The following is a 16,077-nucleotide window of genomic DNA, read 5'->3' as shown; positions in this document are numbered from 1 at the left end:
CAATAGGGGATCGTACCGACCCGCCACCCACCTCCGCGAAATCAGTCCCCCTCGCAGGACTCCTCGTAAGCTTCCTCGCGGGATTCCTCGTAGGACTCTTCGCAGGCCTCCTCGAAGAAGTCGAGATTCTCCTGGAGGGACTTCATCAGCCGGTCCCGCTCGGCCTCGTCCACCTGCACGGGCACCACGCCCGTGGCCCCGGTGAGCCTGCGGAAGCCGCCGCGGCTCTCCAGCCTGCCGTGCACCCGGACCGGGAGCCCGACGAGGTGGGCGTGCCCGGCGATCCGGTACGCCTCCTCGTCCAGGGTCAGCCGGACGTGCGGTATCTCGGCGCCGGCGATCACCCGCAGCCGTACCGACCCGTCCCCGCGCGGCCCCGACCTGCGCATCCGCACCACGGTGCCGGTGATCCGCACCGCGACGGAGGGCTCCTCGCGCAGGAAGCGGGCGCCGGCCTCGCGCAGCACGGGCAGGTCGCCGGGTGAGAACTCCACGGGCTCCGAGGACGCCGCGCACCCTTCGGGAACCCCGGCCGCGGGCGCCCACTCGACGGCGATGCGCGCGCCCTCCGTACCGCGCACGAGGGCGATCAGCGCCTCGGTGAGCTCACGGCTGGCGCCCGCCTCCACAGCCCCGTCGAAGGCGTCCATGCCACCGGTGGCCCGCCGGTAGTCGATGGCCTCGCGGGTGGCGTAGAGAGCCTGGTGGAGGCGGACGGTGAGCGGGCGGCCGGTGCCGACGGGCACGAAGGCGGTGAGCCGGCGGCCACCGGCGGCCGAGCCGACCAGGACGGTGTCGAGGGACGTCGCTGCCGTACGGCGGTAACGGGCGCCGTAGTAGCCGGCACGCGCGCGTGTGGCGAGCGCGCCGGCGAGGAGGGTCTGGCGGGCGGCGGCGCGCAGTTGCTCCTCGACGGTCCAGGCCGTGGCGTCGGCGGGGCCGGTGGGCACGTCCCGCCACCAGCGGATCTCGTCGCTGGGCACGGCGAGGCCGACGAGCACTTCGCGCGCGGAGGGCGTGCCGCTGCGGGACAGGGCGACGAGGGCCTCACCGAGGAGGTCCTCGCTGTCGGGGAAGGCGCGGCTCTCGGGCACGAGCAGGCTGGTTCCGCTCGCACCCGGTCCTGGTGGGGTCCAGCGGCCGTAGCGGCCGGGGGCGCCGCCGCGCCGCTGCCAGCCGTGCCGTTGGAGCAGGGCGCTCAGGACGGCGGGGTCGACCTCGGCGGGGGTCGGCGAACGGTCCCAGTGGGCCTCCGGGTGGGGGCGTACCGCGCGCAGTGGCTCCTCCAGCGGGCGGTGGGTCATGGTCTGCCTCCCGTCCCGACCCGCGTCATGATCTCGCACAGCGCCCGGTCGTCGAAGATGCGGTTGGTGGGGATCCGCACGGTGGTCCGGGTCCGGCCGGTGATGGGGTGGCCGGCCAGGTCGACCCAGTAGCAGCAGTGTCTGAGGTCCAGGCGATCATGGCCGGCGCGCAGCCAGTCGTCCTGGGTTCTCGGCACGAGCATGACCACCAGGATCTTGTGCACGGACACCGGTGTGCGGGCGAGCTTGCGCAGATGGTCGTTGTCGAGCGTGAAGGAGAAGAAGCGGCCGGGCGGGTTCGGGGCCACCTGGTAGGTGCATTTGAGCTGCACCTTGATGGTGACCTCGTCGTCGACGGTGTGTCCGGGCGAGCCGTGGCTGACGTGCCAGTCGATGCCGTTGTCCGGGAAGGGCTGCGACAACGAACAGCCGGCCGCCGCCGCGACGGCGTGCAGATAACCCACCTGCAGTGTCTCCATGCAGGCGGTGGTGGCGAGCGTGCCGCGAAGGGGGCCCGTGCGTTCGGGCAGCAGCCCGCCCCGCTCGGGCTGCGCTATCGCCATGACCAACAGCCTTCCAAGCCAAGTGACATGCCCTCACACGGGCCACATGAATCCCACGCCGGGCCGCTGAACTGCAAAGACCCGCACTCCTGTTGTGTCCTTCCGGCGTACGTCGCAAACAGCCCGGGTATCACCAAACGGGGCAGAAGACGGTGCGTCAGCTGCCGTGGGTGAACGAGGGGTTGAGTAGGTATGACGTGCTGGTACGAAGGGCCCCTGGCCGCTTTCGACACCGAGACCACCGGCGTGGACGTCGAGACCGACCGGATCGTGTCGGCCGCCGTCGTCGTGCAGGACGCGGCGGGCACCCGGCCACGGGTGAGCCGGTGGCTGGTCAATCCGGGTGTGCCGGTGCCCGCCGGGGCGACGGCGGTGCACGGACTGACGGACGAGCACCTCCAGCGCAACGGCCGCTGGCCGGCGCCGGTGATGTTCGAGATAGCCGAGGCGCTGGCGGAGCAGGCCGCCGCGGGCCGTCCGCTGGTGGTGATGAACGCGCCGTTCGATCTGACGATCCTGGACCGGGAGTTGCGCCGCCATCGCGCCTCGTCGCTGGACCGCTGGCTGGATTCCTCGCCGCTGCTGGTGCTGGACCCCCGGGTCCTCGACAAGCACCTGGACCGCTACCGCAAGGGCCGCCGCACCCTCACCGACCTGTGCGAGCACTACGGCATCACCCTGGACGGCGCCCACGACGCCGCGGCCGACGCACAGGCCGCGCTGGATGTCGTACGAGCGGTCGGGCGCCGTTTCGCCGCCCGGCTGGAGCGGCTGGAACCGCCGGAGCTGCACAACCTCCAGGCGGTGTGGCACGCGGCCCAGGCGCGGGGCCTGCAGGCCTGGTTCGCGCGCAGCGGCTCGGAGGAGTCGGTGGACCCGGCATGGCCGCTGCGCCCGGATCTGCCCGCGGCGGCGTGACGGAACGGGGCGCCGCAACCGACGCCCCGGACCTCACCAGGAGCCGCCACCTCCGCCGCCGGCGCCACCACCGACGTCCCCGGATGTGGAACCCCCGCTTCCCGAGCTGCTGGATCCGCTTGAGCTGGAGGGCGGACTCGCGACGGACAGCACTACCGCGGCGAGCAGGACGTCGGTGACGTCGAGCGAGAAGCGCCGCCTCCCGGCCGGCCTCGTCGTCGAGGCCCTGACCGCTTGTTCCCAGGCGGACTCGACGCCCAGGGCCACCGCCCAGGCCGCGTAGCGGTCCGCCTGCTCACCGACGGGCAGGGCGTCGGGACGGCTGCTCGGGTCGGCCAGGTAACGCCGGAACGCCTCGACCCGGAGCCAGAGTTCGGTGCCGCGCGGGGTGCGCCGGTCCAGCTCCCAGGACCGGGCCGCGACGGCGATACCGAGGCCGGCGACGACGGCGCCCGCGAGCAGGACGGGCGTTCCGGCCGCGATCCGGTGGCCGTTCAGGATGCCGCCGGTGATCGCGAGGACGAAGCCCAGCGCCAGCGCGGCCACGTCCACCAGCCCCCACCCGAGCAGACGCTGTTTGGCGGACATGTCCCACAGGCCACTCGTCGTGCGCCACTGCTCCAGATTCCGCGAGAGATCGTCCCAGGCCTGCTTGAACCAGAGGTCACTCGATCCGAGGGCGAGGCTGCTGCGTCCGGAGAACATCGCGCGCAGGACGCCCTTGGCCTCCGGGTCCATCCGCTCCCCTGAGTTGGCCCGTCGCAGGACCGGGTGCCGTTCGTCGCCCTGGATGGAGAGGTGGCCGTCCGCGGCGGCGGTGAGCAGCCAGGCCACCTTGTGCCGTCCGTCGACTCTGTCGGTGAGCAGGATGCCGCCCTGGGCCGGTGTCAGGTCCTCGGGCGGGGTCGCGGACGGGGTCACGTCCCGGGCGAGCCGCTCGATCTCGACGCGCCGCTCGCGTCCGCCGTCCTCCGCGACCCGGTCGCGTCCGAGGAACCGCAACGCGCAGACGGTCAGCCCGGCGCAGGCGAGCGCGACGGCGAGGAAGATGCCGCCGTTGCGCAGGGGATGCGGAAGGGTCGTACCGACGGCCTTGCCTGAAGGTGCCGCGGGCAGTGCCGCCACGTCGGCGAGTCTGGTCTTCGCCGCCGTGGCGTACAGCGTGAGTCCCTCGCTGCCGTTGAGCTTGTCGAGCGCGATCACGAGATGGCCCGGCTCGCTCTGCTCGGCCGTGCAGGGCTTCCCCTTGTCCCAACTGCCGTGGCGGCAGCGCAGACCGGTGAACCCGTGGGCGTCCACGACATGGATCTCCACGTGCGAGCGGTCGACCTTCCAGCCGGTGCCGACCGCGTCCCACGCGAGCCTGCCGCTCTTCACCACCTCGGGGAGCGTGTACTGGATGCGGTAGCGGTGGACTCCGCTGACCAGACGGTCGGGGTCGCCCACCTTGAGCCGGTCGGCGATCTGCTCCTCACCAGTCACATCCCGGTAGTAGTCGCCGTACGTGTCCTTCCAGGGCACCTTGTGGCCGTCCAGACTGACGCGCACGTCGTCCCCCTCGAACGGCGAACCCGGCACATCCCGGAAGATGCCGTGCGAGTCGCCGGAGTGCCCGAAGTCGTAGTCGATGACCTCGGTGATCCGGGCGCTGCCGTCGGCGCGTATCTGGGCACCGACCCACATCGAGGTGACCCGCTCCGTGTTCGCGAGGGTCTGCGCGAGAGCGGCGACCCCACCGAACACGGCCAGGACGACGAGCATGACGATCAGGGACCGCACCCTGCGCCGTCGTACCGAAACCGCCTTCCGCGACCTTCGTCTGCCCGCCCCACCACTCATGCCGCCCCCCACAAGACACACAACTGGACACACTGGACACAAAAAACCGGCCTGCGGGTGCAGACCGGCCTTTTCCGGGTGGGCGATACTGGGTTCGAACCAGTGACCTCTTCGGTGTGAACGAAGCGCTCTCCCACTGAGCTAATCGCCCGGGAACGCACTGAACAATACAGGTCCCCGCGGCGTTCCTTCAAACCGCTTCCAAGTGGGCGACGAGCCCCCGCCGTCCGGCGCGCATCATCCACCGGTGGTTGGCCAGGAAGACCGGCCGCCCGGGCACGGCGAAGCGCCGGAGCAGCGGTTTTCTCACCTCGGTGAACTGGTCGTAGCGGGCGAGGCTGCCGTCGCCGTCCGCGGTGACCGTCCAGCGCGCCCAGCCGTCGAGATCGCCGTCCATCGCGATCTCCAGCACCCCGGCAGCCGGGTCGCTCCGCACCTCGCGCGCGGTGAAGACCAGGTCGTACGGCAGCACGGCACGGATCGTGATCACGCCGCTGGTGTCGTCGAGCCGTCGCACCTCGCGCACCTGGGGCCACCAGCGCGGATACTCCTCGACTCGCTCCAGCGCCTCGTAGACGACGGCGGGCTTCGCGGGCAGGGACCACAGGCTGCGGAAGCGGTATCGGGTCCAGTCCATGGGAAGAGTCTGGCATCGGATCCGAGTACGTTCTGAGTACCGGTACTCATGTCGCGAAGCGTGACCCGGCCCACACTTCAGGGCATGACGCACATCCCGCCCCCGGCCGAGGAACTCCGGCTCCTCGACGCCGAGCTGTGGCAACTGGACGCCCGCCGGACCCAGTTGCTGGCCCGTCGGGCCTGGCTGGTCGCCGCGCTCCAGCCGAAGTGGCCGGCGCCGCAGCCGACCGGTCCGACGCCCGCCGCGCCCCCTCGCCCCGACACGAGCGCACCGAGCGTGCAGAACGTGCTCCTGCTGCTCGGCGGTGTCCTGCTCACCGTCGCGGCGATGGTGTTCACGCTGGTCAGCTGGGGACACCTGGGGATCACCGGCCGAGCTCTGGTACTCGGCGCCGTCACGGTGGCCGCGCTCGCCGCACCGCTCCCGCTGCTGAAGCGCGGGCTGCGGTCGACGGCCGAGTCGGTGGCCGGCCTGGGACTGGCTCTGACGGTCCTGGACGCGGTCGCGCTGCACGGGGCCGTGTTCCAGGAGAGCCCCGGCGCGCCGTACACGGCGGTCTCCTCCGCGCTGCTGGCGGGACTCTGGGCGGCGTACGGTCTCCTGCCACGCGTCTCCGAGCTGCGCCTGCCCCACCCGGCCGCCCTGGTCGCGGCGCAACTCCCGCTCTTCTTCTGGGCGATCGCGGCCGACGCTGGCTCCTACGGCCTCACGGCCGCGCTCCTGGTGACGGCCGGATTCGACACGGTTGTGGCGCTCCGGGTGACGCCCAGGTCCGTACGCGTGGTCGCCGCGATCGGCGCGTACGGAGTGGGCGCCTTGGGCGTACTGGCGGCCGGCTGGCTGACCTGGACAGCCTCCGGTCCGGGCGCCGCCGCCCGTGCGGCGGCGCTCCTTCTCCTCGCGGCGGCGATCGCCCTGGGGGCGGCCTGGCAGAAGCGGTGGCTCGGCCTGGCCGTCGCCTCCGGGCTGCTGACGGTGGCAGCCCTCGGTGGCGCCGCCCGATCCGCACTGCCCGAGCTGTGGACGGTCCCGGTCCATCTGGCCTTCGGCATCGCCCTGTTGGCGGCACTCCGCCTCGATCGCCTGCCGGACGCGGTACGACGAGGTCTCATCTGGGCCTCCGCCGCCGTACAGGCACTGGCCCTGCTGTGGGCCCTGCCGGTCGTCGGTGCCGTCGTGGTGGGTCCGCTCGCCTGGGCCTCACAGGCCTGGACCGGCGCCCCGTCGGACGCCCGCGCCGCCGTGACCGTCGGCATGACCTGGCCGCCGCACGCGGAGGCCGTGCCGGTCGTCCTGGCCGCCGTCGCGGGCGTGCTCGCCCTGGCGGTACGGGACACGACCTGGCGTCCGCGGGCCCTGGCCGGGGCCCTGGGCCTGATCGGGGCCACCGCACTCACGCTCCCGGCCGAGCTCGAACTCTCCTACACCGCAGGCCTGTTGGTCCAAGGCGCCGTGACGATCGGGGCCCTCACGGCAGCCGTGTTCCTGCGCCGGCACCGCACAGCCCTCGTCCTCGCACTGGTGACCTCCGCGAGCCTTGCTCTGCTCGCCCTCGCGTCCCAGACCGCGACCCTCATCGTGCTGTCCGGCCTGGTCGCACTGTTCGCAGCGGCCTCCTGGCGCCTCGCCCCGTTCACGGCCCCGACCGCACTGGCCTACGGCACCGCGCTCGCCGGTGCGACCGGTGCCGCCGCCAACTGGTCACCGGCGCACACCGCCCTCCTGGTGCTGGTGATCCCGGCGGCCGCGGCCCTGCTGGCCCCGCGACTCGCTGACCCGAAGGCCATCGTGCCGGTCGAGGCGGCCGGGGCGGCGGCCGGACTGCTCGCCATCGCGCTGGCGGCGACCGACGTCCCCCTGCTCGCCACGGTCCTGGCCCTGTGCGGGGTCATCACCGCGGGCACGGCGATCCGCACGGACCGCCGCCCGGTCGGGTACGCGGCCGCCGCCCTGTTCCTGGCGGCCACCTGGGTCCGCCTCGCGGCCTGGGACGTGGGCACCCCGGAGGCGTACACGCTTCCGGTGACGATTCCCGCGCTGCTGGTCGGCGTCCTGCGTCACCGCCGTGACCCGCGGATCTCGTCCTGGACGGCGTACGCCCCTGGACTGGCCGTCACCCTCGTGCCGAGCCTCGTCGCGGCATGGAGCGATCCCCACTGGGAGCGCCCTCTGCTGCTGGGCATGGCGGCCCTGTCGGTCACCCTGGCAGGCGCCGGCCACCGTCTCCAGGCCCCCCTGCTCCTGGGCGGCGGTGTGCTGATCCTGGATGCCCTGCACGAACTCGCCCCGTATCTCGTCCAGGTGGCGGACGCCCTGCCCCGCTGGGTACCGCCCGCCCTGGCCGGCCTCATGCTGCTGGCCCTGGGAGCGACCTACGAACAGCGCCTCAGGGACGTCCGACGGATACGGGAGAACCTGGGTCGGATGAACTGACTCGGGGGCGCGGGGAACTGCGGGACCGGCCACGCCGGCCCCGCAGTTCCCCCGGACCGTTACGGCATCTTGTCCCCGAGAAGCGCCAGGTTCTCGATGGCGGCCAGTCCGTACAGCGCGGTGTCATTGGTCGCCACCCAGGCCGCCTCACTACCCGCCACCAACGAGACCGGCCCGCTCAAGGCCTCCGTCTTCCAGGGCGCGGACTCCTTGTACCCGTCGGAGTTGTAGAACTTGTCCCACGCCCGAGCGGCCAACTTCGCGTCCCCGGTCTTCACGGCCGCGTACGCGTCCAGCCGCGAGTGCCCCTGGAACAGCAGCAGCGAGCCGAAGTTGGACCCGTAACGCGCCGCCTGCTCGGCCTTGGTCGCGTTGAAGTACCGGCAGTAGTCGAAGTACGCCTCGTTGAACTTCGGCATGTCGACGAGGTCGATGAGCTCGGCGCACAGTTCGTTGAGCCCGAAGACGGCGGACAGGTGCGAGACCCCGACGACCGGCGCCGAGGCCACGGCGAACTTGCCGGTGTCGAGGTCGTACAGACCACTGCCCTGTACGAACCCGTTGGGCTGGGCGGCGATGCCCTCCATGGTCGACAGCACGCGCGCCTTGGCCTTCTCCCACTTGGGGCCCTTGCGCTCCCACTCGGTCAGCCAGGCCGAGACCAGCCCGCTCCAGTCCGTGCCGAAGCCGACGGACAGGGCGTGCCGGTCGGGCGTGTACGTGTCGGTGCGGACCTTGCGCAGCGGGTCGAGCACGAGGAACGTCTCGTCGGAGTCGACGTTGGCGTGCATGAGGTCGCCGACGCGCTCGTCCGCGGTGAGGAAGTAGTAGTAGCGGCGATACGTCGTGTTGGCGATGCGCTGCTGCTTGGCGCTGTCGGCGTAGTGCTGCACGCCGTGCCGGGTGCCGAGTCCGGCCCACTGCCCGAGGTGGTACACGTCGACCTCGCCGGTGTGCCGGGTCATCGCCTCGGCGAACCGGAAGATGTCGGCGCGGCCGCTGCGGATGTACGCGAACCACAGCCAGAGGTCCGGCGAGAGCTCCGAGTTGTCCCAGGCGTAGCCGCCGATGTCGTACCGCCACTGGTGCCTGACGGTGTCATAGGTGTGCATGATGTCGCCGTAGTCCCAGAAGCCGTACCAACGGCGCTGCTCCACCTGGTCCTTGTAGTAGGTGAAGAGGAAGTCGAGGTGGTCCTCGATCTTCGCCTTGGCCGGGGTGGAGCGGTCGGGCTCGGAGTAGAGGCCAGGACCGAAGACATTCGCCTTGATGAGCTGCTTGGGCGGGGCGGCGAGCTGCGGCAACACCCGTACGGCCTCGACCTGTTCGGCCAGGGCCTCCGGTGACGGCGTGGACTCGTTGGCCCAGAACAGCAGCTCCGAGGTGCGGGCGATGCCGTAGGGCGTGCCGAACTCCGGCTCGTAGTCCTCGTAGGTGATGTTGAGGCCTTCGAGCTGCTCGGCGAAGGTGTCCTGGCCCATGCCGTCGTGGTAGAAGCGCAGGTCCATGGGCTGCGCCTCGGGCGACCACAGCCAGAGGGTGACCTCGGCCTCGTCGGTCTGGGCGTCGCGGATGTCGAGCTGGGAGGGGTGCCGCTCCCAGAAGTCCCGCAGGCCGAAGGAGAATCCGCCGCTCGCGCCACCGACGTACCCGAACCCGGAGGCCCGCCCACCACCGCCGGCGCCGACCCAGCCGTGCCCCTTCTTGGTGCGCTTGCGCAGGGTGAAGCCGTCGGCGGAGAGCTGGGAGAGGGTGTAGTCGCCCCACTCGGGGATGTACTGGAGCCGGGTGGTGACCCGCTGGTCCCAGGTGGCGGGGTCGGGCAGCTTCTTGCCCGCGTACTGGGCCTCCTGCACGGTGATGCCGGGGTCGCGGCGCAGTCCGGTGATGCCCTTGACGGCCTCCCGCAGCAGACCGGTGCCCTCGCCGCCGATGCGGATGTGGCGGTCGTAGGACTGGTCGCGCATCGGCACGGTGAAGCGGACGCCGAGGCCGCGGATGAAGTCGCCGCTCGCCTTGCCGGGCTCCTGGGTGCCGTCGTAGGTGATGGTGTGCACCATGCGGAAGGAGTCGGCGCCCGCGTAGAAGTAGAGGCGGATCGAGAACGGCAGCCAACTCCGGTTGCCCTTGCGGTGCTTGCCGTCGATCTTGACGACCGCGCGGACCGGACCCGACTGCTCGACGGTGACCTCGGAGATGGCCCCCTCAAAGCGCTCGGTCTTGACCGTGCCCTGGTCCTCGTCCTCGATCTCGGGCTGGCGGATCAGCACGAGCCGCCCGTTCTTGGCGATCTCCGTCGACCCGCGGGTGACCGACTTGATGAGGGTGGCGCCCGACTTGCCGATCTTGGCGGTGATGACGCCGGTGGAGACGGTGATCGTGCCGCCGCTCTTGTCGACGGTGACCTTCTTGTCGGGTACGGCGGCGTCACCGGTGCTCAGCGACAGCTTGCCGTTGCCCGAACTGACCGCGTGGGCGGTCCACTTGAGCGAGCCGTCGGGCCAGTAGGCGATCGGCCAGGACTGCACCGGCACGGCCTTGCCGTCGGCGTCCGTGACCGCGAACTTCTGGCCCTCCTGATACGTGCCCTTCGGCCAGGGGACACCGACGGTGGAGCCGGGTGCGGCGCCGAGGCCGCCGTCCTCCAGCCAGTCCAGGGTCACGGGAGAGTCGTCGGCCTCGGCGGCTCTGGGCGCGGCCTGCGCGTCCTTGGTTCCCAGCGCCCAGCTGAACTGCGCGGCGGCACCGGCGACGGCGGCCGCTTTGAGGATGGACCTGCGGGGGATGGGGGACATGGCCATTCCTTTCCATGGAACAGGCTGGTCAGGGGCATGACAGAGAGAGGTGCGACGCCGAGGCGCCGACCTTGTTACGGGGGCACCGCCCGTCAGCGGCGCCGGTAGCGCTCCTCCACGGCCACGGCCGCCGCCGCGACGGCCCCGAGGACCGGGACCGCCAGCGGTGCGACGAACCCCGCGGACAGGGCGACGACAGCCAGGCCGGCGACGATCAGGAAGGACCCGGCGGGATCGCGCAGGGTCCGGCGTACGGCATCCGCGAGCAGCGCGCGCCAGGAGGCGCCCGGAGCCCAGACCGCCGCCGCGCGCAGCCCGGCCACCGCGAGACCGATCAGCGCGAACAGTCCGACGGCCCCGACGAGGGGTCCGCCGGGGATCCCGGCCCGCGCGGCCTGGACGTCCACCCAGACCGCGGCCGCCGCGACCCATCCGGCGACCCCGACGAGCCATCCGCGGCGCACGGCCGTACGGAAGTCCGTGACGAACTCCCGCCAGCCGCCGCCCTCATGGCCCGTACGGCGGCGCAGATGCCGTGCCCCGGCGGCGAAGGCCGCCGGGTAGGTGACAAGCCCGAGACAGGCGACCGCGATCCACACGCCGGTCAGGAGTGTCTCGGCGAAGAGCGCGAAGCGCTCCCCTCCGAACACGGACGCCCTGCGGGCCTTCACACGCGCTTGCGCCATGCTGACCACCTCACTTCAGTCCGGACGTGGCCATGCCGTCGATGAGGTAGCGCTGGAAGGCCATGAAGAAGGCGATCACCGGCACCAGAGCCACCAGCGACATCGCGATCATGCTGCCGTAGTTGGAGATGCCCTCCTGGTCGCGGAACATCATCAGGCCGAGCGAGACGGTGTACTTCTCGGGGGTGTTGAGGTAGATCAACGGCCCCATGAAGTCGTTCCACGCGTTGATGAAGGTGAAGATCGCGCTGGTGATGAGGGCGGGGCGGCACAGCGGCAGCACGATCGACCAGTAGGTCCTCAGGTGCCCGCAGCCGTCGAGCTTGGCGGCCTCGTCCAGCTCGCGCGGCAGCCCACGCATGAACTGCACCATCAGGAAGACGAAGAACGCCTCCGTCGCCAGGAACTTGCCGGCCACGAGCGGCACCAGCGTGTCCACGAGTTCCAGCTTGCGGAACATCACGTACTGCGGGATGAGCAGCACGTGGTACGGCAGCAGCAGCGTGCCGATCATCATCGTGAACAACAGGTTCCGCCCGGCGAACCGGATCTTGGCGAAGGCGTACGCGGTCAGCGAGCTGGAGATCACGACACCGGCCACGGCGAGGCCCGCGTACGTCAGCGAGTTCAGAAAGAAGCTGCTGATGGAGATGCCCGAGATGCCGTCGGCGAGCCCGGAGAAGTTCGCCCAGACCGGCTTGGTGGGCAGCAGGTCGATGCTGGCGATGATGTCCTTGCTCGGCTTGAACGAGGCACCGAGGACCCAGATCACCGGGTACAGGATGACCGCGAGGATGCCGAGCGCGCCGATGTGCCAGGCGATCGATCCAAAGCGCCGCCGCTCACTCGCGGTGTGGACAACAGGGGTCGTGACAGTGGTCACTTGGCGGCCTCCTCGTAGTGCACCCACTTCTTCTGCGACCAGAACAGGACCGCCGTGACCAGCGCCACCGCGACCACCAGCGACCAGGCCATCGCGGAGGCGAAGCCCATCTGGGCCTCCTTGAAGCCCTTCTGGTAGAGGTAACAGGTGTAGACGAGGGTGGCGTCGGCGGGCCCGCACTGGGTGTTGGAGACCACATAGGCGGACCCGAACACCTGGAACGCGTGGATCGACTCCAGCAGCACGTTGAAGAACAGCACCGGGGAGATCATCGGCAGCGTGATGTTCCAGAACCGCCGGAGGGGGCCGGCCCCGTCCATCTCGGCGGCCTCGTACAGCTCCCTGGGGACCTGCTTGAGACCGGCCAGGAAGATGACCATCGGCGCACCGAACTGCCAGATGCTCAGCGCCACCAGGGAGTAGAGGACGTAGTCCGGGTTGCCGATCCAGCCGCCCGCGTCGACGCCGAAGATCTTCTGGGTACGGTCCACGATCGCGTCGTCGGAGAACAGCGCCCGCCATACGAAGCCGACGGAGACGCTGGCGCCGATGAGGGAGGGCATGTAGAACGCGGCCCGGTACAGGCCCTGCCCGCGCCGGCTCTGCGCGAGCAGCAGCGCGACGCCGAGCGCGAGCAGCAGCTTCAGCGGAGTGGCCACGACGACGTACTTGAGCGTGACCTCCACCGACTTCTGCCAGCGCGGGTCCTGGAACATCGTCGTGAAGTTGTCGAAACCCACCCACTCGGGCGGGGTGAACAGGTTGTACCGGGTGAACGCGTAGTACAGCGACGCGATCATCGGCCCCGCCGTGAGGACCAGGAACCCCGCGATCCAAGGCGACATGAAGAGATAGCCGGCGAGGTTCTCGCGGCGCCGCCCGCGCCGCCCGGCGGCGGGAGCGGCGGGCCGCTTCTTCGCCGGGCGCACGGGCGCTTCCTTGACGAGCGTCATGGTGGTACGTCCCCTCAGCCCGCGAACGCGGCCTTGGCCTCGCTGAACAGCGCCTTGGCGGCGTCGGCCGGCTTGGTCTTGCCCTGGGAGACCTCGCCGCCGATCCGCAGGAACGCCGCCTCGATGACATCGGCGCCCGACGGGTGCGGGGTGATCTTCCCGAGCACGCCGGCCTTGGCGACCTCTTCCTCGTACGCCTTGACACCCTTGTTCTGGGCGTCGGTGGGCGTGAACGCGTCGTACTGCTCGGTCGTGGCGAGGATGCCGCGGTCGTAGCCCATGATCTTGCCGACCTCGGGGTCGTGGACCATAAAGGAGATGAACTGCGCCGCCTCCTTGGGGTGCTTGGTCCCGGAGAAGGCGCTGAGCATCAGCGAGCCGAGGTACTGGCCGGTCTGCTTGCCGTCCGTGGTGGGGATCGGCGCGAGTCCGTAGTCCGACTCGCCCTCTCCCTCGTAGCGGATGGAAAAGTTGTCCCAGGTGAACTCGGACGCGGCGAGGCCCGCCGAGAGACCGGACTTGGGCTTGACCTGCTCGATCTTCTTCGGGTCGGCGACCAGTCCGGACTTGACGCGCTTGTAGCCGTCCGTCCACCACTGCGTCAGGTCGTCCTCGGTGAAGCCGAGATCGGAGTCGGTGAAGAACGCCTTGCCGTTCTGACGCAGATACAGGTCGTAGAGGTACATGATGCTGAAGTAACCGGTGTCTCCGGCGATCTTCAGCTTGTCCTGGATCGTCTGGAGCGCGGCGAAGTACTCGTCCCAGGTCCAGCCGAACTTCGCCTCGACGCCCGCCTTCTTGAATGCCTTGAGGTCGATGACGAGCGACATGGTGTTGGCGCCGACCGGAACGGCGATCTGCTTGCCGTCGACCTGACCGTTCGCCAGAACGCCGTTGCGGAAGTTGTCCAGGTTCAGATTCCCGGAGTCCGCCTGCGACTTGAGATCCAGCAGAACACCGCGCTTGTCGTACTTGCGCAGGAAACCGACCGCATTCTGGAAAACGTCCGGCGGATTCCCGCCGGAGGCCTGGGTCTGGAACTTCTCCCAGAACGCCTCGTAGTCGGTGAATTCAGGCTTGATCTTGATCTTCGGGTACTTCTTCTCGAAGAGCGCGATCGTCTTCTTGATGGCGATGGTGCGCGGCTCGCCACCCCACCACGCGTAACGCAGTGTCACCGTTCCGTCTCCGGAACTGCCGCTGTCACCACCGCACCCGGTCGTCGCGGCCAGCCCCAGCGTCGCCGCCGTAGCCCCGGCCGCCTTCAGGATCGTTCGCCTCTCGACATTCCTGTTGGTTCCCACAGTCGGGCCCCTCCCCGCAGCGTCGTCGCCTGCATGAATCGTTTCAAGTAAGCGCTTGCTGGCACAAGTTACGGAGACCCCGGAGGTGCGTCAATGATTCGGACAGGAATTTATTGTGACTGTGGTGAGAGATCGGAGCGTCTCCAACCGGTGCGCCGCACGGGCGAACTGACGACGCCCCAGGTGAGAGACGCGGGATCGACCGGTCGAACATCACACAGGGCGTCGCCGGAGATCGACGGGCGGCCGAAAAAGGGCGGGTGACGGCAGGGCCGCCGCGGAGGCGTCACCCGAGGCGGAGCCGGCATCCCTCGGCCACCCCTTTGGTCCGCGCACACGCCGACGGCCCGTCCGCGATTTCGCAGACGGGCCGTCGGTCCGGGTGGGCGATACTGGGTTCGAACCAGTGACCTCTTCGGTGTGAACGAAGCGCTCTCCCACTGAGCTAATCGCCCGGACGCAGGAAGAACATTACCCCATGTCAGGGAGTGCCTGTGACCAGCGGCGACAGCCTCGGCACCCCCCGCGCGGCTCACTGGTCCTTGATGTTCCAGGGCATCTCGAAGCCGAACTTCCAGAGGTAGACGCCGAGGATCGCGCCGATGATCACCAGGCCGACCGAGGTCAGGATGATGTTGCGTCGACGCACCCGGGGATCGAGGGCACGGTGGGCCGCCTCGGTCACCTTGCGTTTGGTCCAGCGCAGCACGAGCTGGGCCCAGACGAACTCGGTCGCCCAGATCGCCATACCGCCGAAGATCACGACCCAGCCGGGCCCGGGCAGCGGCAGCATGATGATGCCGGCCACCACGACCGCCAGGCCGATGACGAAGATCAGGACCTGCCAGCTCAGGTGCAGCAACCGCCGCGACCTGATGAATTCCGGCGCCTTGGAACCGAGCCCCTGCTCGTCCTGCGCTTCGTCCGACTTCTTGCCGGTCTGCTCGTCAGGTGCCACAGCGACCTCGCGCGGCTCGTCACTCCCCGTATTCATACAGCCGAACCCTACCGGAGAGAAACCGGTCACCGGAATGGTCGTACCTCCCCAAGAGGTCCTAGGCCGGAAGAGTTACGTAAAGGCACGCAAAACACCCAGAGGGGTTTACAACGGCACCGTAGGTGGCATGTCGATTTCGCCGACGTGCGAATCCCCGAGCGCACACTGAGCGAAAGGCCCTGGCGCTTATGAACACCACGGTCAGCTGCGAGCTGCACCTGCGCCTCGTTGTGTCGAGCGAGTCCTCCCTGCCTGTCCCCGCAGGCCTGCGGTACGACACGGCCGACCCCTACGCCGTGCACGCCACCTTCCACACCGGAGCCGAGGAGACCGTCGAGTGGGTGTTCGCCCGCGACCTCCTCGCGGAGGGCCTCCACCGGCCCACCGGAACCGGCGACGTCCGAGTCTGGCCGTCGCGCAGTCATGGTCAGGGCGTCGTCTGTATCGCCCTGAGCTCCCCGGAGGGCGAGGCACTGCTCGAGGCCCCGGCGCGGGCCCTGGAGTCGTTCCTGAAGCGGACGGACGCCGCCGTGCCCCGGGGCACGGAGCACCGCCACTTCGACCTGGACCAGGAGCTCTCCCACATCCTGGCGGAAAGTTAGGGGCGACAACGCACAGAGCCGCCCGGCGCCGTCCACTCGGGGAGACGGCTCGGGCTCGTACCACCCCATAGGGAACGACAGGCGCCGTGGCTGCGGAGCGCTCCGCAGCGCAGGGCCGCCTTTGCCGCACACGCTTTTGCCCTGCGCGCGTTGTTGGAGG

Annotated in this window: 13 protein-coding genes and 2 tRNA genes; 3 read left to right on the top strand and 12 right to left on the bottom strand. The window is 70.0% G+C overall.

Annotation, left to right across the window (positions count from 1 at the left end; translation table 11 throughout):
* Positions 1-41: 41 nt before the first annotated feature.
* Together ABZT02_RS33150 and ABZT02_RS33145 are read right to left on the bottom strand one after the other, a co-directional pair.
* A complete protein-coding gene (locus ABZT02_RS33150; RefSeq protein WP_356024155.1) occupies positions 42-1,304 on the bottom strand; it encodes a hypothetical protein in 1,263 nt (420 codons plus the stop codon).
* Entirely contained in the window at positions 1,301-1,867 is a 567-nt protein-coding gene (locus ABZT02_RS33145; RefSeq protein ID WP_356024153.1) for a DUF4365 domain-containing protein, read from the bottom strand. The genes ABZT02_RS33150 and ABZT02_RS33145 overlap by 4 nt, the downstream gene beginning before the upstream one ends.
* A gap of 192 nt (positions 1,868-2,059) precedes the next feature.
* On the opposite strand from ABZT02_RS33145, the gene ABZT02_RS33140 reads away from it, so the two are divergent.
* Positions 2,060-2,785 (top strand): 3'-5' exonuclease, encoded by a 726-nt coding sequence (locus tag ABZT02_RS33140; protein ID WP_356024151.1) that lies wholly within the window; start codon positions 2,060-2,062, stop codon positions 2,783-2,785.
* Between the two features lie 33 nt (positions 2,786-2,818).
* Here ABZT02_RS33140 and ABZT02_RS33135 read toward each other — a convergent pair whose 3' ends face one another.
* The 3 genes from ABZT02_RS33135 to ABZT02_RS33125 form a co-directional block, all read right to left on the bottom strand.
* Positions 2,819-4,564: a DUF2207 domain-containing protein gene (locus tag ABZT02_RS33135; RefSeq protein WP_356024148.1), complete on the bottom strand. Its 1,746-nt coding sequence runs from the start codon at positions 4,562-4,564 to the stop codon at positions 2,819-2,821.
* A 139-nt stretch (positions 4,565-4,703) separates the two neighbouring features.
* A tRNA-Val gene (locus tag ABZT02_RS33130) sits at positions 4,704-4,775 on the bottom strand.
* Positions 4,776-4,814: 39 nt separating this feature from the next.
* Entirely contained in the window at positions 4,815-5,261 is a 447-nt protein-coding gene (locus ABZT02_RS33125; protein WP_356024146.1) for an SRPBCC family protein, read from the bottom strand.
* A gap of 84 nt (positions 5,262-5,345) precedes the next feature.
* Between ABZT02_RS33125 and ABZT02_RS33120 the strand changes: the two genes are divergently transcribed.
* Entirely contained in the window at positions 5,346-7,697 is a 2,352-nt protein-coding gene (locus ABZT02_RS33120; protein ID WP_356024143.1) for a hypothetical protein, read from the top strand.
* 59 nt (positions 7,698-7,756) lie between these two features.
* Here the strand turns inward: ABZT02_RS33120 and ABZT02_RS33115 are convergent, their stop codons facing one another.
* The 7 genes from ABZT02_RS33115 to ABZT02_RS33085 all read right to left on the bottom strand — a co-directional run bounded on the left by ABZT02_RS33115 (position 7,757) and on the right by ABZT02_RS33085 (position 15,312).
* Positions 7,757-10,492, bottom strand: coding sequence for a Tat pathway signal sequence domain protein (locus ABZT02_RS33115; RefSeq protein WP_356024141.1), 2,736 nt, complete (start codon positions 10,490-10,492; stop codon positions 7,757-7,759).
* A gap of 92 nt (positions 10,493-10,584) precedes the next feature.
* Complete coding sequence (locus ABZT02_RS33110; protein ID WP_356024139.1) at positions 10,585-11,178, bottom strand: hypothetical protein; 594 nt, start codon at positions 11,176-11,178, stop codon at positions 10,585-10,587.
* 10 nt (positions 11,179-11,188) lie between these two features.
* Complete coding sequence (locus ABZT02_RS33105; protein WP_356024136.1) at positions 11,189-12,061, bottom strand: carbohydrate ABC transporter permease; 873 nt, start codon at positions 12,059-12,061, stop codon at positions 11,189-11,191.
* Positions 12,058-13,014 (bottom strand): sugar ABC transporter permease, encoded by a 957-nt coding sequence (locus ABZT02_RS33100; RefSeq protein WP_356024134.1) that lies wholly within the window; start codon positions 13,012-13,014, stop codon positions 12,058-12,060. Before ABZT02_RS33100 ends, ABZT02_RS33105 begins: the two co-directional genes overlap by 4 nt.
* Positions 13,015-13,028: 14 nt before the next feature.
* Complete coding sequence (locus tag ABZT02_RS33095) at positions 13,029-14,318, bottom strand: extracellular solute-binding protein (RefSeq protein ID WP_356024132.1); 1,290 nt, start codon at positions 14,316-14,318, stop codon at positions 13,029-13,031.
* A 383-nt stretch (positions 14,319-14,701) separates the two neighbouring features.
* Positions 14,702-14,773 (bottom strand) — tRNA-Val (locus tag ABZT02_RS33090).
* Between the two features lie 77 nt (positions 14,774-14,850).
* Positions 14,851-15,312, bottom strand: coding sequence for a TIGR02611 family protein (locus tag ABZT02_RS33085; protein ID WP_356024130.1), 462 nt, complete (start codon positions 15,310-15,312; stop codon positions 14,851-14,853).
* A gap of 191 nt (positions 15,313-15,503) precedes the next feature.
* Here ABZT02_RS33085 and ABZT02_RS33080 point away from each other — a divergent pair, with 191 nt between their 5' ends.
* Positions 15,504-15,917: an SsgA family sporulation/cell division regulator gene (locus ABZT02_RS33080; RefSeq protein ID WP_356024127.1), complete on the top strand. Its 414-nt coding sequence runs from the start codon at positions 15,504-15,506 to the stop codon at positions 15,915-15,917.
* Positions 15,918-16,077: the final 160 nt, after the last annotated feature.

Source organism: Streptomyces sp. NPDC005402 (assembly GCF_040606575.1).
GTDB lineage: Bacteria > Actinomycetota > Actinomycetes > Streptomycetales > Streptomycetaceae > Streptomyces.
Note: the sequence above shows the minus strand (reverse complement) of the source record. Positions and strands in the feature narration are given on the sequence as shown.